The sequence below is a fragment of the Streptomyces scabichelini genome (assembly GCF_011045015.1).
GTDB lineage: Bacteria > Actinomycetota > Actinomycetes > Streptomycetales > Streptomycetaceae > Streptomyces > Streptomyces scabichelini.
In genome coordinates this window covers 22,161-47,847 of sequence record NZ_JAAKZY010000065.1, presented here as the reverse complement: position 1 = coordinate 47,847, position 25,687 = coordinate 22,161, and the positions used below count along the sequence as shown (strand labels likewise).

21 protein-coding genes, 1 other RNA gene and 2 pseudogenes are annotated in these 25,687 nt (G+C 68.0%); 13 read left to right on the top strand and 11 right to left on the bottom strand.

All coding sequences use genetic code 11. The features are described from left to right. The 3 genes from yaaA to G5C60_RS21495 form a co-directional block, all read right to left on the bottom strand. The coding region (gene yaaA, locus G5C60_RS21505; protein WP_165261698.1) for a peroxide stress protein YaaA at nucleotides 1-725 on the bottom strand (725 nt) is incomplete at its 3' end. A gap of 12 nt (nucleotides 726-737) precedes the next feature. Continuing rightward, nucleotides 738-1,343: a hypothetical protein gene (locus tag G5C60_RS21500; protein WP_165261712.1), complete on the bottom strand. Its 606-nt coding sequence runs from the start codon at nucleotides 1,341-1,343 to the stop codon at nucleotides 738-740. Between the two features lie 56 nt (nucleotides 1,344-1,399). After that, entirely contained in the window at nucleotides 1,400-2,209 is an 810-nt protein-coding gene (locus tag G5C60_RS21495) for a MerR family transcriptional regulator (RefSeq protein WP_165261696.1), read from the bottom strand. A gap of 164 nt (nucleotides 2,210-2,373) precedes the next feature. Between G5C60_RS21495 and G5C60_RS21490 the strand changes: the two genes are divergently transcribed. The 8 genes and pseudogenes from G5C60_RS21490 (at nucleotide 2,374) to G5C60_RS21455 (ending at nucleotide 10,051) form a co-directional block, all read left to right on the top strand. Then, nucleotides 2,374-3,228, top strand: coding sequence for an AraC family transcriptional regulator (locus G5C60_RS21490; protein ID WP_165261694.1), 855 nt, complete (start codon nucleotides 2,374-2,376; stop codon nucleotides 3,226-3,228). A 19-nt stretch (nucleotides 3,229-3,247) separates the two neighbouring features. Continuing rightward, a pseudogene (locus tag G5C60_RS54220) lies at nucleotides 3,248-4,075 on the top strand (DMT family transporter); the annotation flags it as partial. Nucleotides 4,076-4,154: 79 nt separating this feature from the next. Further along, nucleotides 4,155-4,567, top strand: an RNA gene (rnpB, locus tag G5C60_RS21480) — RNase P RNA component class A. A 485-nt stretch (nucleotides 4,568-5,052) separates the two neighbouring features. Then, entirely contained in the window at nucleotides 5,053-5,238 is a 186-nt protein-coding gene (locus G5C60_RS21475) for a hypothetical protein (RefSeq protein WP_165261692.1), read from the top strand. 11 nt (nucleotides 5,239-5,249) lie between these two features. Beyond that, entirely contained in the window at nucleotides 5,250-5,927 is a 678-nt protein-coding gene (locus G5C60_RS21470) for a methyltransferase domain-containing protein (protein WP_206439808.1), read from the top strand. Between the two features lie 484 nt (nucleotides 5,928-6,411). Beyond that, a complete protein-coding gene (locus tag G5C60_RS21465; RefSeq protein ID WP_206439807.1) occupies nucleotides 6,412-7,758 on the top strand; it encodes a flavin-containing monooxygenase in 1,347 nt (448 codons plus the stop codon). Continuing rightward, complete coding sequence (locus G5C60_RS21460; protein WP_165261690.1) at nucleotides 7,755-8,633, top strand: SDR family NAD(P)-dependent oxidoreductase; 879 nt, start codon at nucleotides 7,755-7,757, stop codon at nucleotides 8,631-8,633. Before G5C60_RS21465 ends, G5C60_RS21460 begins: the two co-directional genes overlap by 4 nt. Further along, the gene (locus tag G5C60_RS21455) at nucleotides 8,630-10,051 is read left to right on the top strand and encodes an aldehyde dehydrogenase family protein (RefSeq protein WP_165261688.1); all 1,422 of its coding nucleotides are present in this window, start codon (nucleotides 8,630-8,632) and stop codon (nucleotides 10,049-10,051) included. Before G5C60_RS21460 ends, G5C60_RS21455 begins: the two co-directional genes overlap by 4 nt. Nucleotides 10,052-10,099: 48 nt before the next feature. On the opposite strand, the gene G5C60_RS21450 is transcribed toward G5C60_RS21455, so the two are convergent. Next, the gene (locus G5C60_RS21450) at nucleotides 10,100-11,188 is read right to left on the bottom strand and encodes an AraC family transcriptional regulator (protein ID WP_165261686.1); all 1,089 of its coding nucleotides are present in this window, start codon (nucleotides 11,186-11,188) and stop codon (nucleotides 10,100-10,102) included. Between the two features lie 210 nt (nucleotides 11,189-11,398). Between G5C60_RS21450 and G5C60_RS21445 the strand changes: the two genes are divergently transcribed. Further along, entirely contained in the window at nucleotides 11,399-12,613 is a 1,215-nt protein-coding gene (locus G5C60_RS21445; RefSeq protein ID WP_165261684.1) for an MFS transporter, read from the top strand. Between the two features lie 385 nt (nucleotides 12,614-12,998). On the opposite strand, the gene G5C60_RS21440 is transcribed toward G5C60_RS21445, so the two are convergent. From G5C60_RS21440 to G5C60_RS21420, 5 genes are all read right to left on the bottom strand, one after another. After that, nucleotides 12,999-14,864 carry a DNA/RNA helicase domain-containing protein gene (locus tag G5C60_RS21440; protein ID WP_338145885.1) on the bottom strand — a complete coding sequence of 622 codons (1,866 nt, stop codon included), beginning with the start codon at nucleotides 14,862-14,864 and terminating at the stop codon, nucleotides 12,999-13,001. 75 nt (nucleotides 14,865-14,939) lie between these two features. Continuing rightward, complete coding sequence (locus G5C60_RS21435; protein ID WP_338145884.1) at nucleotides 14,940-15,902, bottom strand: protein NO VEIN domain-containing protein; 963 nt, start codon at nucleotides 15,900-15,902, stop codon at nucleotides 14,940-14,942. Between the two features lie 509 nt (nucleotides 15,903-16,411). Then, nucleotides 16,412-18,352, bottom strand: a complete 1,941-nt coding sequence (locus tag G5C60_RS21430; protein ID WP_241266963.1) for a DUF2075 domain-containing protein — start codon at nucleotides 18,350-18,352, stop codon at nucleotides 16,412-16,414. A gap of 453 nt (nucleotides 18,353-18,805) precedes the next feature. Beyond that, a complete protein-coding gene (locus G5C60_RS21425) occupies nucleotides 18,806-19,021 on the bottom strand; it encodes a DUF397 domain-containing protein (protein WP_165261680.1) in 216 nt (71 codons plus the stop codon). Further along, nucleotides 19,018-19,941 carry a helix-turn-helix domain-containing protein gene (locus G5C60_RS21420; RefSeq protein WP_165261678.1) on the bottom strand — a complete coding sequence of 308 codons (924 nt, stop codon included), beginning with the start codon at nucleotides 19,939-19,941 and terminating at the stop codon, nucleotides 19,018-19,020. Before G5C60_RS21420 ends, G5C60_RS21425 begins: the two co-directional genes overlap by 4 nt. Nucleotides 19,942-20,086: 145 nt before the next feature. On the opposite strand from G5C60_RS21420, the gene G5C60_RS21415 reads away from it, so the two are divergent. The 4 genes and pseudogenes from G5C60_RS21415 to G5C60_RS21400 all read left to right on the top strand — a co-directional run bounded on the left by G5C60_RS21415 (nucleotide 20,087) and on the right by G5C60_RS21400 (nucleotide 23,457). Then, nucleotides 20,087-20,584, top strand: a complete 498-nt coding sequence (locus tag G5C60_RS21415) for an ATP-binding protein (RefSeq protein WP_206439806.1) — start codon at nucleotides 20,087-20,089, stop codon at nucleotides 20,582-20,584. 105 nt (nucleotides 20,585-20,689) lie between these two features. After that, nucleotides 20,690-21,636 (top strand): annotated as a pseudogene (tgmB, locus tag G5C60_RS21410) (ATP-grasp ribosomal peptide maturase). Next, nucleotides 21,633-22,844 carry an ATP-grasp peptide maturase system methyltransferase gene (gene tgmC / locus G5C60_RS21405; RefSeq protein ID WP_165261676.1) on the top strand — a complete coding sequence of 404 codons (1,212 nt, stop codon included), beginning with the start codon at nucleotides 21,633-21,635 and terminating at the stop codon, nucleotides 22,842-22,844. The pseudogene tgmB and the gene tgmC overlap by 4 nt, the downstream one beginning before the upstream one ends. Before the next feature lie 109 nt (nucleotides 22,845-22,953). Continuing rightward, on the top strand, nucleotides 22,954-23,457 hold the full coding sequence (locus tag G5C60_RS21400; protein ID WP_277611363.1) for a type ISP restriction/modification enzyme: 504 nt from the start codon (nucleotides 22,954-22,956) through the stop codon (nucleotides 23,455-23,457). A gap of 302 nt (nucleotides 23,458-23,759) precedes the next feature. Here G5C60_RS21400 and G5C60_RS21395 read toward each other — a convergent pair whose 3' ends face one another. Together G5C60_RS21395 and G5C60_RS21390 are read right to left on the bottom strand one after the other, a co-directional pair. Then, entirely contained in the window at nucleotides 23,760-24,752 is a 993-nt protein-coding gene (locus G5C60_RS21395; RefSeq protein WP_165261672.1) for a hypothetical protein, read from the bottom strand. Beyond that, nucleotides 24,749-25,306: a DUF6932 family protein gene (locus G5C60_RS21390; protein ID WP_165261670.1), complete on the bottom strand. Its 558-nt coding sequence runs from the start codon at nucleotides 25,304-25,306 to the stop codon at nucleotides 24,749-24,751. The genes G5C60_RS21395 and G5C60_RS21390 overlap by 4 nt, the downstream gene beginning before the upstream one ends. Between the last annotated feature and the right edge of the window lie 381 nt (nucleotides 25,307-25,687).

Below are 25,687 nucleotides of genomic sequence, written 5' to 3'. Positions count from 1 at the left end.
GCCTCCGCCTCCACCACATACCCAAGATCCCGCAACGCCTCCACCAGCTCCGCCGGCCCCTTCGGCGCGGCCCCGGCCAGCAGCAGGCTCCGTACGATCCTGCCCTTCGTCGCCTTGTTGAAGTGGCTGACCACCTTCCGGGTCGGCGCGTGCAGCACGCGCACACTCGCCGTACGCCCCGCCACCTCCCCCTTCGGCTTCCACGCGGCCGCGTACGCCGAGGAGCGCAGGTCGAGCACGAGCCCGTTCCCGGCCGCCTCCGGAAGGACGGAAGCCATCGCCGTACGCCAGTGCGCGCCCAGCGCCCCAAGACCCGGCAGCCTCACACCCATCGAGCAGCGGTACGAGGGAATCCGGTCCGTCACGCGGACCGCACCCCACAGCCCCGAGAAGACGAGCAGCGAACGCGCCGCCCGCCGCTTCGCCGCCGCGTCGAGCGAGGCCAGGTCAAGGGCGTCGTACAGAACCCCCGTGTAGATCTCCCCGGCGGGCCGCGCCCCCGCGGTCCGCAGCACCGCGTTCTTGGCGACCTCGTCCCGCAGCCCCTCGCTCAGCCCGAGCACCTCACGCGCCTTTTCCCCGTCGCCCGCACACAGCTCGACCAACTCGTCGAGAACGGCCCGCCGCGCCTCCGCGAGCCCCGGCAGCGACAACGACTCCGGCTTCAGCGGCGCGCCCCGCCCGGAGGCTGCCTTTCCTTCGGACGGCGGCAACAGCACGAGCACGGCGGTTCTCCTTCAGTACGTACGAGGGGCAGGCGCCAGCGTACGCACCTCGCGTATCGCCCGTACGAGTACGTCCGGCTCGTCGGCGTGGAAGCGGATGAGGCGTACGTCCCTGGGGCGGCCCAGGAAGGTGAAGTGCCGTACGGGCTCGGTCAGTTCGAGGGTGATCGTGGTCTGCGCGCCGATCGCCAGGTCGATTTCGCCGTCGCGCTTCTCGTGTGTGTAGCGCGTCTCGCGGCGTACGGAGGCGATGGCGTCCAGGGGGACGCGGAGGTCCACATGGGCGGCGCGGCGGATGCGCAGCGAGGTCTCGTCCAGGACGTGCGGGCGGCTCACGGAGGCCGCGTGCATGCCTACAACTTGGAGCACGCCGTAGAGGTCGAGGACGAGTACGGTCCGCTCGATGGCGGGCCAGGGCCGCAGAAGCACCGCCATGGTGATCGTCTCCAGCACACACACGAAGGCGAACCCCAGCATGGGCGCCCCCTGACCCCGCGCGTACCCGAACGCCTTCCCGCGCCCGGTGCCGTGCGTCCGCCGGGCCGTCCAGAGAGCGATGCTTACGAGCAGCCGCAGCTCGTGCCCGGCCAGCCGCCGCACGAGCCCGACGACTTTCACCGTGGCTTTGACCGCGGCCTTCACCACCGCTTTCACCGCCGCTTTCACTGCGGCCTTCACCGCGTACCGCCCGCGTGACGCCGCACGAGCAGCCGCATCGTGCGACGGATCGCCTCCGCCTGCGCGGGGGCGAAGTCGTCGAGCAAGGCCCGCAGAAAGCTGTGCTCCTCGCTCACGCCCTCGATGGCTCCGACGGCTCCGATGCCGAGCCCGTCCAGGGCGGAGTCCGGCAGGCAGGAGGCGAGCAGCTCGGCGGCCTCGTCCACGCGGGGATCGCCAGGGTCGGCGTCCACGAGCGCGTCGAGCAGCGCGTACGCCTCGTGCGCCCGGTCCACCGCACCCCGCTCGCCGGCAAAGCTGCCCAGCGCGGACAGCAGCCGCTCCCGCTCCTCCGGGGGCGCGGCGGTGTCCAGCAGGACGAGGATCTCGCGGTCCTTGGCGGCCATGGGGGACTCGGGCCGCCCTGCCGAGGCCTGCGCCAAGTCGCCGAAGAGCGCGGCCAGTTCGGGGGACACCGGCCCCTCGACGGGCAACCGCCCCGCCTCGGCCTCGGCCAGCAGGGTTCGCAGCCGCGCCCGCCGCTCCCGGATCGCCGCCTCCTGCCGCGCCAGGTCGTCGTCGAGCTCCGCGAGCACCTCGGCGAGGTCGCGTCCCACGTCGTCCGCGAGCACGTCCCGTACCTCGGCCAGACCGAGCCCCAGCTCCGTCAGCCGCCGGATCCGGGCCAGCGCGACGGCGTGCCGCAGCCCATAGTCGCGGTATCCGTTGGGACGCCGCTCGGGTTCGGGCAGCAGCCCGAGGTGGTGGTAGTGCCGCACGGTCCGCGTCGTGACACCGACGGCCGCGGCCAGCTCTCCGATTCGCATACGATCAGTAGAAACGTTGACGTTACGGCAGGGTCAAGCGACGGCCTCCCCGGGCAGGGAAGACGGCCTCCCCAGGCAGGGAAGATGGCCTTCCTGGGCATGGAAAAGGGACACGCAGGCGTTGCACCTTAAGGTCCTCAAGGACCCTGAGGAGGCACGAGGCGATGCGTGAACGCGAACAGGCAGTCTGGACCAGAGCAACCCTCGGCCGGACCGGCCGCCCGCTCGACCTCCTCACCGCCCACTTCGCCAGCCACCGCTACGCGCCCCACGTCCACGAGGAGTTCTCCATAGGCGTCTGCGTCGATGGCACCGAGATCATCGACTACCGCGGCGACCGGATCCACTCGGGCCCCGGCGCGATCGTCGTCCTGGCCCCCGGCGAGACCCACACCGGCGGCCCGGCCACACCAGACGGCTACGCCTACCGTGCCCTGTACGCCGAACCCGCCCTCCTCACCGAAGGCACACGGAGCGTCCCGCACTTCCGCGAACCCGTCGTCGACGACCCCGAACTGGCCGCCGCCCTCCGCCACGCGCACACCGAACTCAACGTCTGCCCGGACCAGTTGGAGGCCGAGTCCCGCATCCCGTGGCTGCTCACGGCCCTCGCCCGCCGCCACTCCTCGGCCCACCCGGTGTCCGACACGATCCCGGGCGCGGCCTCCATAGCCCACGCCGTACGAGACCGCCTGGCGGACGAACTCCTCACCCCACCCTCCCTCGCCGACCTGTCCACCGACCTGGGCCTGTCCCGCTACCAGCTACTCCGAGCCTTCCGTACGACCATGGGTCTGCCCCCGTACGCCTGGCTCGCCCAGCACCGGGTGACCCGGGCCCGCGGGCTCCTGGAGTCGGGCCACCGCCCCGCCGAGGCGGCCGCGCTCGTCGGCTTCGCCGACCAGGCACACCTGACGCGCTGGTTCCGGCGGGTGGTGGGGGTGACCCCGGCGGCGTACCGCAACAGCGTCCAGCGCGACGACCTCCGCCGCAACAACGTTCAAGACGTACGCCGCTGACCCGACCGAGACTGCGCGCATGACTGCACGCGGCTGGTTCTTGTTCTCCCTGATGGGAGTGCTCTGGGGCATCCCCTACCTGATGATCAAAGTGGCTGTGGACGAGGTCTCCCCGTCCATGGTCGTCTTCACCCGGTGCGCGCTGGGCGCCGCGCTCCTGCTCCCCTTCGCCGTACGGCAGGGCGGACTGACCACCGTCGTACGCGCCCACTGGCGCCCGATGCTGGCCTTCGCGTGCATCGAGATCATCGGCCCCTGGTGGACGCTCACGGACGCCGAACGCCATCTGTCCAGCTCGACGGCGGGCCTGCTGATCGCGGGCGTACCGATCGTGGGCGTCGTACTGGCCCGCTTCTTCGGCGACACGGAACGGCTGGGCGTCCGCCGGATGACAGGCCTGGCGCTCGGCCTGGGCGGAGTCGCGGTCCTCACGGCCCCACACCTGACGGGCGGCAACGCCCGCTCCCTGGCGGAGATGCTGGTCACGATCGTGGGCTACGCGACGGCACCGCTGATCATGGCCCACCACCTGCGACAGGTCCCCACGCTCCAACTGATCGCCCCCTGCCTACTACTCGCGGCGCTGGTGTACGCACCGGCGGCGGCCACGACCTGGCCTTCGCAAGCCCCCTCCCCCTCGGCCCTGGCCTCGCTCGCGGGCCTCGGCGTCATCTGCACGGCCCTGGCCTTCGTCGTCTTCCTCGAACTGATCCGGGAGGCGGGCCCGACGAGGGCGGTGGTCTTCACGTACGTCAATCCGGCGGTGGCGGTGGCGGCGGGCATGCTGTTCCTGAACGAAGAGCTGACGGCCGGGGTCGCAGCGGCCTTCACCCTGATCCTCCTGGGCTCTTTCCTGGCCACGGCCTCCGGCCCGAGGCCCGGACCGGGGCGGCCCGCACGCCCGGTACCATGGTCGACACGGCAGACGAGCCGGGCGGACGGCCGCGTGGAGGTCCCTGTGGACCTCCCCGAGGAACGTCCGGGCTCCACAGGGCAGGGTGGTGGCTAACGGCCACCCGGGGTGACCCGCGGGACAGTGCCACAGAAAGCAAACCGCCGAGAGCTCCGGCTCCCGGTAAGGGTGAAACGGTGGTGTAAGAGACCACCAGCGCTTGAGGTGACTCAGGCGGCTAGGTAAACCCCACCCGGAGCAAGGTCAAGAGGAGCCGCCCTCTCGAAAGAGAAGGCGACTCTGCGCGGACGTCCGAGGGCTGCCCGCCCGAGTCCGCGGGTAGACCGCACGAGGCCGGTGGCAACGCCGGCCCTAGATGGATGGCCGTCGCCGGAGGGTTCGCGAGAACCTCCGGAACAGAACCCGGCGTACAGCCCGACTCGTCTGCCGCCAGGCGCCCCTGACCAGTGAAAGTGCTGCTCAGGGGCCCTTTTTGCCGGATCAGGGGGCTTGGTCGGACCCCGTTCCGCACCCGTTCAAACCGGACCACGCGGCTACGTAGGTAGCCACGAGAGTAGCCATGAATAGTGGGGCCGGAGATTGGCGGCGGCGTGGCCTGACCTAGTGCAGGCGGTCTCTGTCCTGGGACATCTGGGTGGTCACGCGATGCCTGAGCACGAAGTGCAGCCTCTTCTGGCTTGTACCTCTCCGATAGCCCTGCTGAGTGGAGGAGCACTCTTCGTCTGATCGTCAGCGGCCTGGTTGTACCGACTGAGATCCGCCGGTGAGTGAGGGTGTCGGCGGCCGCGGTTGCTTCGACAGCGTGCGCTGGGCTCCGGCTCAACTCCTGTGTGGTGCGCTCACTCAGCGTCAGGCCAATAGGACGCGCTTTCATGAGGAGTTCGAAGCCTGCGCGTCCGAACATCTGACGCTTGAACATCTTGTGCGCGGCCCTGATAGGCGGCGAGCCCGACACGCGCAGGCGCCGGGCCTCGGCGAGCGCCTTGTCACGCTCGCTGGTGGCCTGCTCGGCGAGCTTCGTTCGCACCGGCCGCCCCTTCCTGCAGACCCCGTGGGACGGCCTCTTGGCCGAGATCCATGCCGCCGTCAGCTCGTGATCCTCGACGGCTTGGACGCAGACCTCGAGGAGGAGCCGACCTGGCCATCGCGCTGGCACCGACGAACCCGGATCGCATGGAGACAGGTAGCGGCTCAGCTCCTCTTCGTCAGGTGGACCCGCAGGTCGCGGCCCACGCGGCACGGCCTCGACTGCAGCCCGCCACGTGTCGTACGCCGCATCCCGTACACGTGGCACCGCCGGCGCCGGTGCCGAACGCACGCTCGCGCACAGGCCGCCGTACCTCTGGTCGGGGATCTGTCGGCCCGCACCGCCTACGCCGATACCGAGCGAGAGGCGAAGGTGCCGCCCACGCTGCTGGACGACTGGATCCCTGCTTTCCTCGCCCAGCTTGCCGCCCCGAGGGCCCAGTTCGTGAAGGCAGCCAGCGCAGAAGGAGCGCTGTCGCTGTACCTGTTCGACGCAGACCGCGAGTCGTTCGCCGCCTTCACCGAGAGCGCCTCCGGCTGGACGGTCCGCCAAGGCGGCCCCGTGTCCCTGTGGGACGACATCGAAGAGGCCCTGACCGCGTGGCAGCACGCCGGACAGCCCGACATCAGCGCGGTACGCGTTCACATCACCGAGCGGGCTCACACGTACTGGATCGGAGGGCAACGGATCACCACGCCGAGCGGTGAGAAGTGGATCGGGGACAAGCCGGTACTGCGGTGGGAACACCCCATCCGCTGACCGCTGACGTTCGTTCAGGCTCCCGGCTAATTCCGCGCCGAGGCCCGAGCCTTGCGCCGCTCTCGAGTAGCCCGCGGGAATGGGATTCACTCTCGCGCAGGTCAGAGACCGTTGTCACGAATCACGTAGCTGTCCCCGGCGTACAGCCAGACTCGTCTGCCTTTAGGTCCCTGACCAGCTCTTCTGGCCAGGCCGAGGCCCATTGCCCTGTCTGGGCACTTCCCGCTTCTACCTGCGACTTCCCGGGAGTTCCCGGGAGTTCCCGCGGAAGCCACCACTTCGTGATGGCCAGCCACCTCCGGGCAAGCTTGCGCGGCGGACGCGGCATACGACAGCCGCCGAAGCCGGTCAGGTCGGCAAGGGCCTGGCCGCCCAGGCCCCCTCTTTGACCGCGTGGACCAGTTCCCGCTGAACGGCGGATGAATAGGTTCCCTTCAATCCCTCAGGAATGGGACCGCGAACGGCTGGAAAAGGGATCTGATTCATGGGCACAGTCCAGTACGACACATGCGTGATCGGGGCGGGACCTGCGGGGCTGGCGGTCGCCAGAGCTCTGACGGAGCGGAATCTGCCGTACACGCATCTCGAGCGGCACACAGGGGTCGGCGGCATCTGGGACATCGACAACCCCGCTGGCCCGATGTACGAGTCGGCCCATTTCATTTCCAGCAAGACGCTCTCGGGCTTCGGAGGTTTTCCGATGCCCGACGCATTCGCGGACTATCCCCCGCATCGGCAGATCCTGTCGTATCTGAGGTCCTTCGCCGACGCCTACCGGCTGACGGACCGCATCGAGTTCGGCGCCGAGATCGAAAGCGTGGAGAAGAACGCGGACGGCAGCTGGGTGGTCACCCGGACCGACGGACAGCAGAGTCTGCACGGCCAGGTCGTGGTGTGTACGGGTGCCCAGTGGCACCCCAACGTCCCTGAGCTGCCCGGGAACTTCACCGGCGAGGTTCGCCACACGGTCGGCTACCGCAGCGCGGAGGAACTGCGCGGAAAGCGGGTCCTGGTCGTGGGGGCCGGGAACTCCGGCTGCGACATCGCCTGCGACGCGGCCCGCAGCGCGGATCACGCGGCGATCAGCATGCGCCGCGGGTACTGGTTCCTCCCCAAGCACCTCTTCGGCCGGCCGGTGGACACCATTGCCAACGACGGGCCGCACCTGCCGATGTGGCTGGCGCAGCGGGTCTTCGGCACCCTCCTGCGGATCCTCAACGGCGACCCGACGCGCCTGGGCCTGCCGAAGCCGGACCACAAACTGTTCGAGACCCACCCTGCGATCAACTCGATGCTGATCCACCATCTCCAGCACGGCGACCTCACTGCCAAACCGGGGATCGCCCGCACCGAGGGCAGGACGGTCCACTTCACCGACGGCACCCGTGACGACTTCGACCTGATCCTGCTGGCCACCGGTTACGTCCACAAGGTGCCGGTCGCGCAGAGGTACTTCGGCGGGGAGCAGCACCCCGACCTGTACCTGTCGTCGTTCTCCCGCGAGCACCAGGGGCTGTTCGGCGTCGGTTTCGTCGAGACCAACTCCGGGGCGTACCGGCTCTTCGACACCCAGGCCCAGCTGATCGCCGGTTACATCCACGACGCGGGGCACCAGCTGCCGAACGCGGAGCGGTTCGCCCGCATGATCCGTACCGATCGCCCGGACCTGTCCGGCGGTATCAGGTTCGTCGACTCGCCCCGGCACACGGGCTACGTCGAAAGCGGGGCCATCGTGAAGCACCTCGCCAAGGTCGCGGCCGAGATGGGCTGGCGCACCGAGGGCCAGCCGCCGGCCGTGCGGTCCCAGCGGCACGCGGAAGTGGTGTCATGAGCGGCTTCGAGTTCCACGACAAGGTCATGCTGGTGACCGGCGGCGCAGGCGGGATCGGCAGCGCGATGTCCCGCCGCTTCGCCGCCGGGGGCGCCCGCTGTGTCGTCGTCGACATCGACGAGGACCGCGCCAAACAGGTCGCCGTCGAGCTCCCCGGCACCGGGCACACCGCCATCGGCTGCGATCTGGTGGACCGGGCCCAGGTGGAGCACCTCTTCGATCAGGTTTCCCATGCGTACGGCCGCCTCGACGTGCTCGTCAACAACGTGGGGATGACCAATCCCGAACGCTTCGACGTGCGCAGCGTCGAGAGCATAGAGAAGGAGATCACCCTCAACCTGACCTCGCCGCTGGTCGCCACCAGGATCGCGATCCCGCTGCTGCAAGCCTCCGGGGACGCACGCGTGGTCACCACCGTCTCCCTCGGCGGGATCTTCCCACTGGGCGAGACCCCGATCTACACGGCCTCGAAGTTCGGGCTGCGCGGGGCGATGCTCGCCATCGGGCTCGACCTGAGGAGCAAGGGCATCCTGGTCGGCTCGGTGCTGCCGTCGGCAACCGACACCCGGATGCTGCGCCAGGAGGCTGTGGAAGGCGGGAATTCCATGCAGTTCCAGGATCCACCGCAGCAGCCCGCCGACGTCGTGGCTGCCGTGGTCAGCCTGCTCGACAAGCCCCGCCTGGAGGCCTACCCCCGGACCGGTGAGTCCCGTCTGGTCCGGTTCGCGATGCTGGCGCCGAACCTGTTGCCGAAGATGTTCCCGCTCTTCCACAAGCGGGGTGAGCGCGGCATGGCCCGCTATCTCGAGGAACTGCGTCGCCGCGGACTGGCACGCCAGGTCGACGGACGCTGGGAACTGGTGGAGGAGAAATGACCGCCGACGGGAGCCCCGCCACGCTGAGCGTCGTCAATCCGGCCACTGGGGAGCTGATCACCACCGTGCCCGCCACCAGCACCGAAGGCGTCGCCAAGGCCGCTGAGCGGGCCCGGCAGGTCTTCGCGTCCGGCGTGTGGTCGCGGCTACCGGTCCGGGAGCGCGGCGGGGTGCTGCTGCGGCTCGCCGACCTGATGGAACGCGACGCCGGGATTCTGGCCCGGCTGGACAGCGAGGACGCCGGAAAGCCGATCACGGAGTGCCTCACCGGCGACGTGCCCGGTGCCGTCGAGTCGATCCGCTGGTTCGCGGAAGCGGCCGACAAGGTGTTCGGCAGGATCGCACCCGGCGGACCGGACAGCCTGGGCCTGATCAGCAGGGAGCCGATCGGGGTGGTGGCGGCGATCCTGCCCTGGAACTACCCGCTGGCCATGACCGCGTGGAAGCTCGGTCCCGCCCTCGCCGCGGGCAACTGCCTGCTGGTCAAGCCCGCCGAGGCGACCCCGCGCTCGGCCCTGCACCTGGCCCAGCTCGCCGCCGAGGCCGGACTGCCCGAGGGGGTCCTCACGGTCCTCACCGGCCACGGCTCCGTCACCGGCACCGCCCTGGCCCGCAGCCCCGTCGTGGGTGCCCTGTCGTTCACCGGCTCCACCGGGACAGGGCGCCGCATCCTCAAGGACGCGGCCGACAGCAACTTCAAACGCGTCTCGCTGGAGATGGGCGGCAAGAGCCCCCAGGTGCTGATGGCCGACGCGCTCTCCTACGGGGACGAGCTCATCGACCACATGATCGAGGCCGCGTTCCTGACGATGGGGCAGAACTGCACGGCCGGTTCCCGCGTCCTGGTCCACCACAGCATCGCCGACGAGGTGCTGGAGCGGTTCACGACCGCCGCGAAGCGCCTGGTCAGCGGCGATCCCGCAGATCCGCGCACCCAGGTGGGGCCACTCATCGACCGGGCAGCCTTCGACCGGGTCGCGGCGGCGGTGGAAGCCGCCCGGACCGGCGGAGCCCGCGTTCACACCGGAGGGCTGCCGCACGGCCTGCCCCAGCGTGGGGCCTACTACCCGCCCACCGTGATCACCCACGCCCCCGAAGGCAGCGACGTACTCACCAAGGAACTGTTCGGCCCCGTCGTCACCGTCCAGACCTTCACCTCCGAAGGCGAGGCGATGTACCTGGCGAATGACACCGAATACGGGCTCGCCGCATCCGTGTGGACCCGCGACCTCGACACCGCCCTCCGGTTGGCACGCGGCCTCCAGGCCGGTGTGGTCTCCGTCAACGCCTACAGCGAAGGCGACATCACCACGCCCTTCGGCGGCTGGAAACAGTCCGGGTTCGGCGGCGTGGAGAAATCGACCAACGCCTTCGACCAGTGGACCCGGGAAAAGACCGTCTGGATCCGCACCCGCTGATCCCATCGGCCCGCCGATGCCGACCACGCGGGCGTCTGCGGGCTTTCGTCACCCGCGCGGTCGGCGAGCGGGCTCCCGCCGCTCCAGCAGACCGGCGCGCAACTCCAGTGGCGTCACGCCGTGCCACCGGCGTACCGCCCGCCGAAGTGCCCGCACGTCGGCGAACCCCACCTGGCGTGTGATGTCACGGAGCGTCAGTTCCGGTCGTCGTAGAAGTCGTTCGACTCTTTCGCGGCGTACTCCGTCGACGATCGCCTCGTACGTGGTGCTGCACTCGGCCAGACGACGGCGGAGGGTGCGTTCGCTGGATGCGTGCCTGCGGGCCTGCTCGACGAAGGAGGGGACGGCCGGCAGGCTCTGAGCGATGGAGATCTCCAGCACCTCTAGGAGGTCCTGCTGGTCGCGCCGTGACGCCATCTGCGTATCCAGCAGCTCCACCGTTGAGGCGTAGGTGATGGGGTCCCGCCCCGGCTGGGTCGCACGGACCCACCGGGCGGGGAACACCATGCGGTTGCCGGTGGCGTCGAAGCGCAGTGGGCAGCGGAACAGTTCGTCGTACAGGTGCGTGTCGCGCGGGGCGGGGAAAGCGAAGTCGACCGCCTGCGGGGCGAATGAGGCGCCGACGTTCAGGCGGGTGAGGGTGACGACGCTGGAGTACGCCTCGTCGATCAGGAAGACGGCGACGGCCGGATCCAGCGCCGGGTCCGGCAGATCGGCGTGCAGCACGTAGCCGACGTCCTCCCAGCGGGCCGACCACACCATCATCGCCCCAGAGAGATTCTGATAGCGCACCCCCGTCTCGACGGCGTCCTGAAGAGTGTCGGCGGACATCATGGCGAAGCCGAGCAGGCCCCACGCCGTCAGACGCTGCGCCGCGCCCACGCGCAGCCCCAGGTGTGCGTCTCCGGTCTGTTCCACCGCCCGGCGGATGATGTCACTGCCCTGTCGGTAGGAGACCCGCAGTGCGGCGGAGCGCATGACCCTCGGGTCCAGCCCGACCCGGGTCAGCAGCGGCTGCAGGTCGACGCCGTACTCGTCGGCGACCCGGGCGAGGTAACGCAGGATGTTCGGCGCGATGGTGGCCGATGTGTTGCGGCTGGTTCCCGGATCAGCGGCCGGGTCGGGAGCATCGGGCATCGCGTTCCCTCTCACCAGGGCGTTTCCCGCTTCACTGTAGGCAGCCGGCCCCCCGCCTGTCGCGGGCGTGGCCGCCACAGCCCCCATCCCGGCCTCTGGCGCCCTGCACCAGGCCTCCTCGCCTTCCTACGGTTGCGGCAACCCGCCCGCCCTGCCGTCCGTGACCCATGGAGCACCGAGCGCGAGAGCGCAAGAAACGAAGGGCTCGCCATGACCGCACCTCTTCAGACCCCCGCTCCGCGACGATCTCGACGATCTGTGCCGCGGAGCCCGCATGCGCCGGCCCGACGGGTCGCGGCGACGGTGTTCGCCGCCCAGGGAGCGGCGGTGGCCGCGGTGTCCACCACGGTGCCGGCCGTCAAGGAGCGACTCGCACTGTCTCCGCAGATGACGACCATGCTCGTCGTCACCATCGCGTTGAGCGCGGGCGTCGGCAGCTTCGCCGGACTGGCGGTGATCCGACGTCTGGGCCTGGTCGCCGTCATGCGGGTCGCCGTCGTGGCGACCGCCGCGGCTCTGCTGCTGATCGGCTGGGCCCCCAACCAGGCCGTGGCCGCGGTGTCCTACGGGTTGTTCGGCATGGCACTGGGCTGCATCGACGTGTCGGCGAACACCCGGGCCGCGGCCGTCGAACGCCACTACGGCCGGAGCATCTTCGCCTCCTTCTACGCCGCCTGGAGCACGGCCGGCGTTGCGGCCGCCCTGCTGACCGCCGGCACGGCCCGCCTCGGCTGGCCCGCCGAGTACACCCTGACCGCGCAGGCCGCCCTCGTCCTGGCCCTCGCCCTGACCATCCGCCCGCACACGCTGCCCACCTGCTCACCAGGGGTCGTATCCAGCGACGGCGCCTCCACCGTGCGGGGCCGCCGCGTGTGGAGGAAACTCGCCCCCTTCGGCTTCGTCCTTCTGGTCGCCTACGTCATCGACTCCACGGTCTCGGCCTGGTCGACGCTCTATCTCCACCAGACCCTCGGCACCGCCCTGTCCATCGCGCCCCTGGCCTACGCGGCATACCAGGCGGGCACCATCATCGGGCGGGCCTGTGCCGACCAGCTCGTGCATCGGATCGGCCCGGCCGCCGTGATCCGTGCCGCCACCCTGCTCACGGCCGCCGCTCTGGCCGGGCTGGCAGCCGCTCCCGACTGGCCGTACGCGGTCCTGGCCGCCGCGTGCACCGGTCTGGGTGTCTCCGCGCTCGCCCCTCTGTGTCTCGCCTCCGCCGGCCGCCTACGACCAGGGGCGACCGAAGCGGTCCTGGCCCGCATGAACGTCTTCAACTACATAGGCGTGCTCGCCGGCGGAGCCGCCAGCGGAATCCTAGGATCCACCGGCCATTTCCGACTCGCCTACGCGATCCCCGCCGCACTCGTCCTGGCGATTCTGGCGACCGCACGGTCCTTCAACCAACCCGCTCCCAGACCCTAAGCGGTCTCGGGGAAGTGAGGCACGCCCTCACGCCGCCCGGCACGGCACCTCGCCGCACCGCCGCATCACCCAAGTACGTCCAGTACGAGGGCGATACGGCAGCACGCCGATGCACCGCACCGGACGACGCGGGAACGCACCCCACTTCCCCGAGACCGCTTAGACCGCACAGCTGACCGGTGGAAGCCGCGAGCTCTGTTCGCTCGCCTTGGTCGCCGTAACGGGGCTGTTTTGACGCGGTTCTTGACCGAGGCAAGCACAGAGGAGCCTGGAGAAGTGTGCATCGCGCTGGACGATGCGACACGTTTGCGCAGGCCGGAGCGCGCATCGGCACAGGATGGGGCTGTGTACCCGGCGTATAGCCCGACTCGTCTTCTTGCAGTTGCTACGAAGCGATGGTGCCCGGGATTAGCGTACGGAGCTTGGCTTGCGTTTCGGGATCGGTGGAGAATAGTACGGTTCCTGCCAGTCCGCGCGTCAAGAGCACTTTGTACCGGTTACGTATAAGGCGTGAGAATTCTTCGGGACTCGCCTTCTCCAGACTGCTGTCCTCGCATGCGGCCTCGTTGGCGTGCCACCTATTGTCGCGCCAGACCAGGTCGGGGCCGAGAATGGTTCCGTTCCAGGCGTACTCGAATCCTTGGGCCGTGTAGATGCAACCGACCTGCCCGATGCCGCCCGGCTCAGTGGCCCACAGAGAGGATGGCGGTCCACCCGGCACTTCGCGCTCACCTTTGACATTCCACGACCGACGCCATTCCCCTATCACGATGTCGTCGACCAGGGTGCCGTCTGGACGCGGGTCGCTCCATGGCCAGCAGAATCCTGCGGTCATGCGGGCAGTGGATCCGGCCTCCTGCTTTGCATGGAGGTAAGCCTCCATCTGCTGGGGGGTATCGGCGAGCAGCAGCTCGAAGTTGGGTTCCGGTTCCCAGCGCACCGGTCCGCCGGGTTCCAGCCCTAACAGGCGGAGGACCCACTGCTCGTAGGCGCGGCTGCCGCCACAGCGGAACTGCTCGTTGAGGTTGACGTGCCGCACATCGCATCCCCGGGCTTGGGCGGCCTTATCGATCTCTCTGACACTGCCCATCTCGTCGGGCCGTACGACTTGGTGCTCGTCGAGCAGGAAGACAGGAACCCTGGCAGCGTCGATGAGTTGGGCGACTTGACTTCGCCTGCTCAGGCGGACGTTCGGGGAGCTGGATGTGCCCGGGTGGTGTCGGATCCGATGCGCCTCGTCGCAGATGAGCACGTCGAGTGCGTTCTTCTCTGCGCTGCCGAAGTCGAGGAAGTAGCGAAAGAGCTTGGCCACGCCTTTGTTCTTCTGCTCGACGACGTGACGCAGGGTGCTGGTGAACGACTTGGAGCCTGTTGCGTGGACGACACTGCGTCTGTTCCTGCCGAGATGGCCCATGAGATGCAGGGCAATCAAACTCTTGCCCGATCCGGGACCTCCAGAGACCACGATCACTTCTTTGCGGTCTGATTGCCGCGAGATGGTGACGGCACGCTTTACCAGGGAGACTGCGACTTGTTGCTCGTCCATGAGACGAAAATTGCCGCCGTCAAGGATCTCGTCAGCGGCTGTTCGCATGAGCTGCTGGCCCGGGATGGCGGGACTTTCCAGGAGAGCGTCCGCGTCGAGAGCTCCGTCGAGCGGCGAAATCTGGTTCTGCAGATGCCGAATGAACTCGCCGCGCGAGCTACCGGTGAAAAGGTGCGCTCGCTCGTCACCCATTCCCAGCAGGTCGGTCACGTCTCGGTCCTGGGCGTTGTGGAGGTAGGCAACGCCTGTGACGTGGTTGTCCGCACCGTCCAACAGGGCAGTGAAGTCCCTGAGGTATTCGCAGTAGCGGCGCACCTGCGCGACAGGGTGGAGGTAGGCCCGGAAGCCGTCCGAGGGAAGCCAGCACAGATCCGTCGTTGCGGGCACCAGCCGGGCCTCGCTCCACTGCTTGAGCTCGACCACAACGTACGAGGGTCTACCCGTCGCCGGGTGCGTGCCGGCCAACACAGCATCCGCACGCAGGCTGCTGAACGGCATCTTGTACTCGAGTAGAACTTCCACCTCCTGTAGACCGGCGTCACACAGCACTTGGGCAAGCGCGGGAAGGCTGTTGCGCCATGCGCGGCGCTCGCCACTCTGCGCATCGCGGAACAGCACAGTGCGGGATCGTTCCGCCAACTGCCCGGCCAGGAACGTGGGGTCAGTGCGCTCCAGAGCGCCGGCGGACATACGTAAAAGGGCCACAGAAGATCTCCCTACGATCACTGGCCATGGCGGGGCAAAGGCGCTTCGGCAGAAGCCGAGTCAGGGACGGGTCGGTCAACCGGCGAACGGCAGGCGGTACTCGAACCTTCTGGGCCGCAGGTCCTCCTCGGCCGGGGACCAGTCCGTCAAGTGCGCCACTCTGCCGCCGCTTGCGATGTAGTCGGAGCTGTGCATGTCGACGCTGATGTCGCTGACGACGTACAAATCCACGGTGTGTTGCGGGTTACGAGCGTGTTCGACTTCATTGATTGTCAGCTCCACGCTCGTGGCAGCACCCGTCGTCCCCTTGACCTCAACGCGCCGCTCCTCCCGGCCGCGCGTACAGTGCAGGTCGTAGGGCTTGCCAATGCGTTCGACGGTCCATCCCAGCCGTTCGTAATGAGCGACTGCCATGTCCTCCGCGCGCAGTTCGACGGCCTTTCGCTTCTTGGGATCGGAGATGAACCCGGCACCGCTGCGCCGGCGCTTGAGCGCCTTGGGTGCCTCGACCTGTTCCGCTGTGAACCCCGGTGTGCGATTCAGGGGAACTTTCTGCTGTCGTGCCCAGTCGACCTGGATGCCCGCAGCATCGAGGAGCGGCTGGGGGTCCAAATCGCAGAGCTTGCCGATGCCGCGCTCAATCCCCGAACGCCGAACGGCGTCGCTGCCGGCCAGCGGCAAAGGGCCGTGCTCGCCAAGCGGTACGTCGCCAACTACCGCCAACGGCTCGATCCCGAAGCGCACCGGGTACTTGACGGCGTTCTCGGCTTCCTCGTCGGGCCAGTGCGGCGCCCGCCCCTCGTAGAAGCCCTCACGGACCTCGAACAAGTACAGCGTGATCCTTTGCGTGAGCCACACGTCGAGCGGCACCCGCGGGGCCGCTCCTTTGGCCAGCACGGCGAAACGTGGGCGAGCCGTCCTGTACTCAGGCTTCCACGTCGGAAACCCCCACGAGCGGGTCTCGATCCCGTGCTGCAAGTTGCGCCGGGATTCGGTGCTTTGGCCGATGTGCACCATAACAAAGGACTCATGCTTCACGCGGATAATCATACGAGCTGATAATCATGGGAATTGAGCCAAGGGTGGCTCATCGGCCAGTGCGTGGGGGGGCATGAACGCAGCGAGATGGGTGCAGTTGTCGGCAACCGTGCTGACGGAACTGGGCTCACGATGGCGTGATCGTTGGCAGCCACTTGCTTCCCGGACGAAGCGGTCCCGTCGGCGGACGCTCTTGATAGGAAGCATTGCCCGTTGGGGCGTCGCGGACCATCCGTGGACAGGCCCAGGGCGTGCTCAAACAACCCTGCCTCGGGCCGTTCCATGACCCTGTAAACCCGTAGCGCGAACTCGACCCATCGGGGGGACGCTTCCGAGAGCTGCAGGACGAAGTCCTAGGTGTGGATTGACATCCTTGATGTCTAGAACAGTGTGGAGCAGGGGCAGCTGTTAGGCGAAGAGCGCTCTGAGTCTCGGGCGTACGGCTGTCCAGGGCACCCGATCGTAAGTATTGCCCCGACAACGGATAACCACTCCCGGCTCGCACGGGACTACACGAGCGCAGGTGCCTTGACTTCGGATGTCGGTTGGACGAGGGACCGCAGCTTGTCGCGGGTCTCCGGGTCCGTCGAGTAGATGATCGTCCCGACCATCCCGCGGGTCAGCAGCACCTTGTAGGTGTTGCGGATAAGCCGGTCGATGTCCTCGTCGGACGTCGCCTTGGTAAATGACGGGTCCTTCGACGCAGAGCGGTCGACGACCCAGCGGTCCGTTCGCCACACCAGATCGGGGCCGATGATGACGCCCGACCAGTCGTACTCGAAGCCCTGGGCGGTGTAGACGCAGCCGACCTGGCCAAAACCGGCCGGGTCGGTGGCCCAGAGAGGTGCGGGCGGTGCTCCGAGCACAGATCGGTCGCCGTACACGTTCCAGGGCCGCGCCCACTCGCCGATGACGACGTCGGTCGGGAGTGCCGTCATGTCTGGGGTGATCTTGGTCGTCCACTTCCAGCAGTAGCCGGCCGACATCCGCGCGCCGTAGCCCTCCTCGCGGCGCGCGAGGAGGAAGTCCTCCAGTTCCTGGGGACTTTCGGCGGTCAGCAACTCGAACTTGCCGTCCGACTCCCACTGATTCGGGATGCCGCCGTCCAGACCGAGCAGGTCAATGACCCACTTCTCGTACGCCTTACTTCCGCCGCATCGGAACTGGCCGTCCAACTCCACCACTGTGCAGTCCAAGCCGTGCGCGGTGGCGGCTCGCTGGATCTCCTCCTTGGTTCCCATCTCGCCAGGCCGCACCACTTGGTGCTGGTCGAGGAGGAACACAGGCACCCGGGCCGCGTCGATCAGCTCCGCCACCTGCGGGCGGCCGGTGCGCAACTCGGCCTTGGTGTAGCGGTTGGCGGAGGTCTTGCGCAGACGGTGGGCTTCGTCGCAGATCAGGACGTCGAGGTCGTTCGGCTCTGCGTCCATGAAGCTGTTGAAGTACTTGAACAGCTGTTGGACCTCGCGCTTCCGGTCTCCCGCGACCTTCCGCATCGTCTTGGTGAACGACTGCGACCCGGTCGCGTGCAGAGCGGGCATCCCGCGCCGATACAGCTCGCCCAGCAGCGACATCGCGATCACGCTCTTGCCGGAGCCGGGGCCGCCGGTCACCACGATCACCTGCTTGTGGTTGGACCGCTTGGCCTTGCGTACGGCGGACATGACCTTCTCGTAGGCGACCCGCTGCTCGGCGATGAGCACGAACTGTTCGCGGTCGCGGATCTCGGCCGCCGCGACGGACATCAGCTGTTTCGACGGTCGTACCTTGGCATCGAGCAATACGTCCGCCGCGTGCGCGCCGGGCTTCGCGGCGAGCCGCGAGCGCAGGAAGTCCAGGAATGCGCCGCGCTGTTCGCCGGTGTACATCCGGCCGTGCTGGTCCTCCTTGACGCTTCGCAATCCCGACACCCCGAACTCCGTCGCGTTGTGGAGGAACGCCACACCGGCCAGCGACCTGGGCATCCGCTCCAACGCTCCGTTGAACGACAGCAGGTATTCGCAGTAGCCCCGCACCTGCTCGATCGGGTTCAGCACGGGCTCCGCGTAAGAGTCGATCCGGCACAGCAGCGGCTCGTCCTCCTCCGGGTAGGCCGCGCTCCACTGCTTGAGTTCCACGACGACGTACGACGGTTCGCCGGTGGTCGGGTGTACGCCGGCCAGTACGGCGTCGGCACGTTTGCTGGTGAGAGGCAGGCTGTATTCGACGAGGACCTCGACGTCGTCGAGCCTGGCCTCGATGAGTGCGTTGACGAGCGCGGGCAGGCTGCGTTCCCAGGACCGTATTTCTGCCTGTGCGGGACTCCGGCCGTGCTGGTGACGGAAGTTCTCGGTCAGATGCAGCGCCAGCGACCCTTCGAGGATGCGGGCGGCCACGGACGCAGCAGACTCACGGAACAGCAAGAAGATGCCCCCAGGCAGCACGAAGAAGACTCGTGCGGGTGGGGGCATGTCCTGCGGTGTCCGCCGCGCAGGCGGATCAGGAAGCCCGTCGGGCCGCTGAGATTGGTGCTCGCCATCCTAGGTCAGCCTGTGGATCACGAGGAGGGGGCGGGCGGGGTCCGACTGGGCCGGGTCGTGCGGCGGCTGGCGGGTGGTGACCTGCTCGTGCTGGGAGGGACTTTTGGACGGCGGGCCGTCAAATTTGTTGCAGTTGTGAGCGTTTGCCTCGGCGACCGAGCGCTCAGCAGCTCGGACTGGCTCAGGGGAGCGGAGTTGGTTCGGATCCGCATTTCAACTCGCGGCCATCGTTTGGCGACGCAGTGAGAGGCTCGCACAGCGGATGCCGTGGTCACGTTGCTTCCACGGAAGGTCTGCGCGAGGCCGGCTGGCACATCCCCGTATGCGAGAGAGCCCTGCCGTCCGAAAGGAACCGGCAGGGCTCTCTCGTGCGTAGTACGAGCGTCAGACACCTCGCTCAGACGAGGCCAACCCGACGAGCCTCGCCCAGGCCCCGCGCGACACCGTTACGACAGGCCCGGCGTCGGCCTTGGAGTCGCGGACATGCACAACAGCCGTTCCGGCCGCGACCTCTACGCATTCGCCGCCTTCGGCTCCGCTGTAGCTGCTCTTGAACCAAGCGAGGCCGGATGCGACGGTCGAGGACTCAGCGTTGTTCATAGCGATTCCAGCAACCCTTCGACGAGATCCAGTGACTCTCGCGGACTGAGAGCCTGTGATCGGATGATCCCATAGCGCGCGGCGACGAGCGCCGTCTGTTCCGGGTCGGTCTGTAGAGCGCTGGTTCCCTGTGCCTCGGCGTACACGAACTTCTTGCCGTCCTTGCGTGTGACGACGGTGAACGGCCCATCCACGCCTGCGTTGTCCTCACAGTCGAGCGGCATGACCTGGATCTCAACGTTTCGTTTCTGGCCGATCAGGAGCAGATGCTCCAACTGCCCCTGCAGAACGTCCTTTCCGCCGTACCGGTGCCGCAACACCGCTTCTCCGATCACGAAGCTCAGCAGCGGAGCAGGCCAGCGGTCGAAGATGTCCTGACGGGCCAGTCGCGCCGCAACCCGCTGCTCGATCGTCTCCTGGTCCAGGACCGGGCGTCGCATGGCAAGCACTGCCCGCATGTACTCCTCGGCCTGGACGAGGCCGTTGAACACAAGCGTGCTGTACGAGACCAGCTCAATGGCTTCCTTCTCCAGTGCCGCCATCCCCTGGAAGAACACCGGATACTGAGCCCGCTCCACCTGCTCCATCCACAGGCACAGCAGCCCATCGGCCCTCAAGGCCTCGTCAGCCCGCTCGATGGTCCTGGGCGACGGAATCCTCCGCCCCTGCTCGAACGACGCGATGGTGGAGGCCGAATACCCGAGCCGCTTCCCCAACTCCTCGCGCTCCATCTCCTGCCGTACGCGCAGCGTCTTCATGGTCTGCCCGAACGCCGTGACGACGCTCCGCCCGGCCTCGTCCCCTGGCCGCCGCCCGACTCCGTCGTCGTTCTCCCAGCCGTCACCGAGACTCACGACCGCTCCGCCGCCATCGCCCGGAACGGACTCCGCGCCCTCCGCCGCACCCGTACCGTCCGTCATCGACCACGCCTCCCCGGACCAACGCCCCCGCAGGGACGCCGTCACGCCGCACGCCTCGTACCCGCACGGACGCCGCGCGTACAGCCGGTCCGTGTCGGTGCGTTACCTCTGGTCACGCTACGCCACCAAGGGGACCGTGGTGACCATGACGACCAATCCCGACAGCCTCCCCGGCATCACCCAACTCACCACCCCTGCCCCGTACTTGATCGACAGCCCCGATCCACGCGACCGCACCTTCGAGATGCGCTTCACCTCCACACCTCGCGGAGCGCGTCTCGCCCGCCGCCTGGCAGCCGTGCGGCTTGACGCGTGGGGAGTCCCGTATGGCACCGAAGCCCACGACGCGATCGTGCTGATCGTCGCCGAGCTGAGTGCGAACGCCGTGACGCACGGCCACGTACCCGGCCGGGACTTCTGCCTCTGCCTGAGCCTCATGGTGCGAACCGGTACGGCCCGTGTCGAAGTGACGGACACCCGCACCGAACGCGTACCACCTCGGCCGGGAGCCCTCCGTGAACTCGCGGATGAGGAAACGGGCCGGGGACTCCTCCTCGTCGACCGCCTCGCCGCCCGCTGGGACTGGCAACCGCGTCCCGACGGGCCGGGCAAAACCATCTGGGCGGAGTACGACCTTCCCTGAGAACGGCGCCCCGCAGCCCCAGGGAGACCGGTTCGGTGATACGGAGGTGGTTCCTCGGGACAGGACGTAGGGGTCCGACCAGGACTCACAGCAGGACTGACGCATATGGCCGAGACCGACAGGCCCGTCCTCGTGGCCACCGACCCCTTCGATCTGACCGCCGACATGGTGATCACCGAACTCAACCGCAAGGGCGTTCCGGTGGTCCGCTTCAACCCTGCCGACATCGGTAGGGACCTGACGGTCTCGGCTCAGTTCGGTGTCTGCCCGACCCTTGTGGTCGGGCAGCTCCGCACTATGTCGAGAACCGCCGACCTGGAGCACGTCAGAGCGGTGTACTGGCGCCGCCCCATCTGGCCCTCCTTCGAGAACCTGGAGGCCGACGATGCCCGATTCGCCGCCGCCCAGGTCCGTTTCGGGCTCGGCGGCATCCTCTGCGCCCTCGAAGCCATCCTCTGAGTGATGCGGCTGCCGATTACAAACCCGCCCAACTCGCTCTGGCCCAGCGCCTGGGCCTCAAGGTGCCGCCAACTCTCGTCACGAACGACCCAGACGCCGCACGGGAGTTCATCCACGAACACGGTCAAGTGATCTACAAGACGCTGCGGTGGACGCCGTACGAGCGAGACGGGATCGGTCTCACCTCGTGGGCGGAGCCGGTCACCGCCAACGAGATCACCGAAGCCGCGCGCGTCACCCCGCACTTGTTTCAGGCCCGTGTGGACAAGACGGCGGATCTGCGGGTTCTCGTCGTCGGCGAGCGGGTGTTCGCCGTAAGGATCGACTGCGGTCTGTTGGACTGGCGCAAGGACTACGGTGCGCTCACGTACCACGTGGTAGACCTGCCCGACCGCCTGACGAAGACCCTGCGCGCCTACCTCGACCACTACGGTCTCACCTCCGGCAGCTTCGACCTTGCCGTCGACCGCGCCGGCGAACCGCACTGGCTGGAGCTGAATCCCAACGGCCAGTGGGGATGGCTGGAGGAGCACACCGGGCTGCCTATGGCCGCCGCGTTCGCCGACCTTCTCACCCGAGGAGAACCTCGATGACGACCCACACCGCACCACAGCGGCGCGCACTCGCCGAACGGCTCCAGTCGGCCGGAGTCCTCACAACCGCCGCATGGCGGGCTGCAGTCGAGGCCGTACCGCGTGAACTGTTCCTCAACCCGGGCGTGTTCCTGCCCGCCGAAGGCGGACTCTGGCGCCCTGTAACCGCACTCGGTACCGACCCTGCCGAGTGGGCCGAGATCGCCTACAGCGACCAGTCCCTGGCCACTCAGCTCGATGGACACCTGACCGCCGACCAGACCGGTGAGCCGGTGCGCGGCACACCCACCTCGTCCTCGACAACGCCCGTGACGGTGGTCGGCATGATCGAACATCTCGACGTCGACGACGGGCATACGGTGCTGGAGATCGGCACCGGCACCGGCTACTCGACTGCCCTGATGTGTCACCGGCTCGGCGAGGACAACGTCACCACGATCGAGGTGGACCCGCAGGTCGCGGCCCGTGCGGATGCTGCTCTGGAAGAGGCCGGGTTCTCCACGTGGACCGCGACCGGCGACGGGCTTCTCGGCCACCCTCGCCGGGCACCGTACGACCGGGTGATCGCCACTTGTGCCGTACGCCGCATCCCGTACACGTGGGTACGCCAGACCCGGCCGGGCGGGATCATTCTCGCCACCGTCGGCTCATGGGCGTACGGGACCGGCCTTGCGAAGGTCACTGTCAACGAAGCCGGTTCAGCTGAGGGGCGCATCATCGGCCGGTCGTCCTTCATGCACGCTCGCGCACAGGCCGCCGTACCTCTGGCCGGGGATCTGTCGGCCCGCACCGCCTACGCCGACACCGAGCGAGAGGCGAAGGTGCCGCCGACGCTGCTGGACGACTGGATCCCCGCCTTCCTCGCCCAGCTTGCCGCCCCGAAGGTCCAGTTCGTGAAGGCAGCCAGCGCCGATGGAGGGCTGTCGCTGTACCTGTTCGACGCAGACCGCGAGTCGTTCGCCGCCTTCACCGAGGGCGCCTCCGGCTGGACGGTCCGCCAAGGCGGCCCCGTGTCCCTGTGGGACGACATCGAAGAGGCCCTGACCGCGTGGCAGGACGCCGGACAGCCCGACATCAGCGCGGTACGCGTTCACGTCACCGAGCGGGCTCACACGTACTGGATCGGAGGGCAGCGGATCACCACGCCGAGCGGTGAGAAGTGGATCGGGGACAAGCCGGTACTGCGGTGGGAACACCCCATCCGCTGACCGCTGACGTTCGTTCGGGCTCAGGCCAGTTCCGCGCCGAGGCAGGAGCCTTGCGCGCCGCTCACGATCTCGTAGCGAGGCCGCGGGGAGGGACCCCGGAGCGCCGCGGATGCCTGAGGAACAGCGGCCCAAGTGCCATGTCCCCATCGCTGTCCAGTCCGCTGACATGCCGGACGCCATCCGCTTCGACGAGGCGAATCACCAGATCCACGTCGGCGGTGGAGTGATCGGCCCCGTTTCGCCTGAGATGTGGAACTACCGGATCGGTGGGACTCAGGTCGTTGTCAGGTGGTTCAGTTTCCGTAAACGGGTGCCCGATGTGGAGTGGCAGACGCCGCTCAATGACATCGTCCAAGAAACCTGGCCGGCCGAGTACACCTGGCAGCTCCTGGATCTGCTCAACGTCCTGGGGCTCCTCGTCGCGCTGGAACCGGATCAAGAACGACTGCTCACCGCAGTGGCCGAAGGTGATCTCATCACCATGACAGACTTACAGGCCGCACAAGTGGTGCCAGTCCCGCCGTCGGCCACGAAACCACCGCAGGTGCCCAAGCCTTCACGGCCGATTCCGCGAGGAAGCGGCAGCCAGGAAACCCTCGACTTCGAAGCGTAAAACTCGCCCCGTCGAAGCCCGGTACGTAGATCAGCTCCGAGAGGGCACGAAGCGGCTTGCCTCGCCGCTGTGGGACACATGCAGCTCCTCGCGAGCACATGTGCAAGCGACGAAGAGAAGGCAGCGCTCGGTCAGCATGTCCGCGCGATGCTGCAACGGCTCCAGGTCAAGAAACGTGACGGCGGGCGGGGAGGGAAGGAGCCGGCTGTCACGTCGATCACCGCGACGCACCGAGACTGCAGGCTTGCTCAGGGGACAACCCGAGGGATCCGAAGAGCATCTCCGGTTCCGTCGGGATGCCCTCAGGATTCGTCCAGGCTCAAGCGGAGCACTGCATAGCTGTGGTGCTCGCGACCATGGGGCGAACGGGCCGTCGACACAACAACCTCGGCGATGATCCGGCGGTTGGCGTAGGCGCTCAACAGGCTGGTGACCTCGTGATTCACGCGGGCCGTGATCACGCCTTCGGCCGTCTCGATCTCTACTGTTCCCCGCAGCATGCTGCCGCCGACCAGCCTGCCTGCCTGCTGCTCCGTGCGCTCCTCGGGCTGGACGGCCCGTAGCGCATCTCTGCACTGCTGGGCGCTGCCTGCCCCGAGCCGGGACGCGCGCACGCCGCTGTACGGCGAACTCCAGGTCAGGCTGACGTCCGTACCGGAGTCCGCGAGTACGTCCGTCAGCTCGGCGAGGCGGTTGAAGACCCGGCCGCCCAGCGGCAGGGCTGTGGCGATCACCGCGTCGACGGCCCCCGGACCGGTCTCCGCCCGGTCGGTGATGTCGAGGACGGTTCCCACCGCCCGGTCCAGGAGGGACTCCGTCGAGGTCACCTCCGGCAGGAACAGCTCGTCCTCTCCGACCGGTGCCTCTTCCAGGACCATGCCGTACGAAGACGGGAAGGTGGCGGCGGCGTACAGCCGTGTCGCCTTGTGGACGGCCTTCGGGATGGGGCCGTAGTCGTGTGTGGGGCGGCTCTCGTCGAGAGCGTGGGCGATGGTCGACACGGTGTCCTGGAAGGAGACCAGCCAGCGTCCGAGAACGGACGAATCCACACTGTGCTCTGTGACGGGAGAGCCGGTCAGTGCCAGACGGAGGGAGCGCCGGTCGGGTCCCGGTTCGGTGTCACCGGCAGACCCCAGCATTCCCACGGCTTTGAGCAGCTTGAGCCGCTGGACCTTCGCCAACTCGTCGCCCGACCGCACCGGCTCGTGGCCGGGTGCCTTGCCCCGGTTGGCTCGCAGCCAGGCCCGGAGGGCCTGCTTGTCCGAGGGGTCGGGCAGGTCCTGCGGTGCGTTCACAGCAGCACCTCCACATATCCTCGTCGGGCTCCACTGGGGATGCCGTTCTGTCCGCTTCGGCAGTGCTGCCAGATCTCGTCGTAGACCCCAAGGTTCTCGAAGACCTTGTGGTCGCTCGGCGCCATGGCTCCGGTCACGCCGAGGGAGCGGAAATCAGCCGTCTCGGGCTGGCGCAGTACGTACGCGTCCACCCGCATGCCTTTCGCCACACACCAGTCCTTGGTACCCAGATTGTCAAGGTCGTCAACGGTCTCCGGGTCCTCGTTCGTCCGGGAGTACGCGTCCGAGGGTATGAGGTAGGTGACGTCGACGTCCTCAGGATCCAGCTTGCCGCTGACGAAGCTCCCGGCGAGCCATAGCCTGCCCACGACCCCGGTGGCCATCTCCACCAGGGCGAAGTGGAGTTCCAATTCTTGAAGAAGTGCCCGGCGGGTGGACGACTCCGCGAAGCGCTCCGCCTTCACCAGCTCCGACTCGACCTCGTCCCAGCTCAGCGGAAACCTGCCCGGCGGAGGGCATTCCGTGACGGGGTCGAAAACGGGTAACGGTGACATGCGGGTCCTCGGCTCGGTGATGCACTCAGGGTCAACCTAGTGGATCTCTGGGTGACGGATGGGCGGAATGACAAACGTGCTCGCGAAGGAGTCGATGAGTCGCCGACGGGGACTCAGGTGAGCGTGATGTCCGCCCATACGGGCTTGCCGGAGGGCGGCCACGGTTCGCAGCCCCAGTGGGTGGCGGGCGAGTCGACGAGGAGCAGGCCGCGGCCGGAGTGCTCTGTGGGGGTATGGGGCTGGGAGCGGCGGTTGCCTCGTGGATCCGTGACTTCGACTGACCACGCGGCCGGTGAAAGCTCATGGATGTCACGTGATGCGCCGGATGCCCAGCCGTGCTTCGCTGCTCCCCGTGCTTGACACTGGGAGGCCTCTACGGGG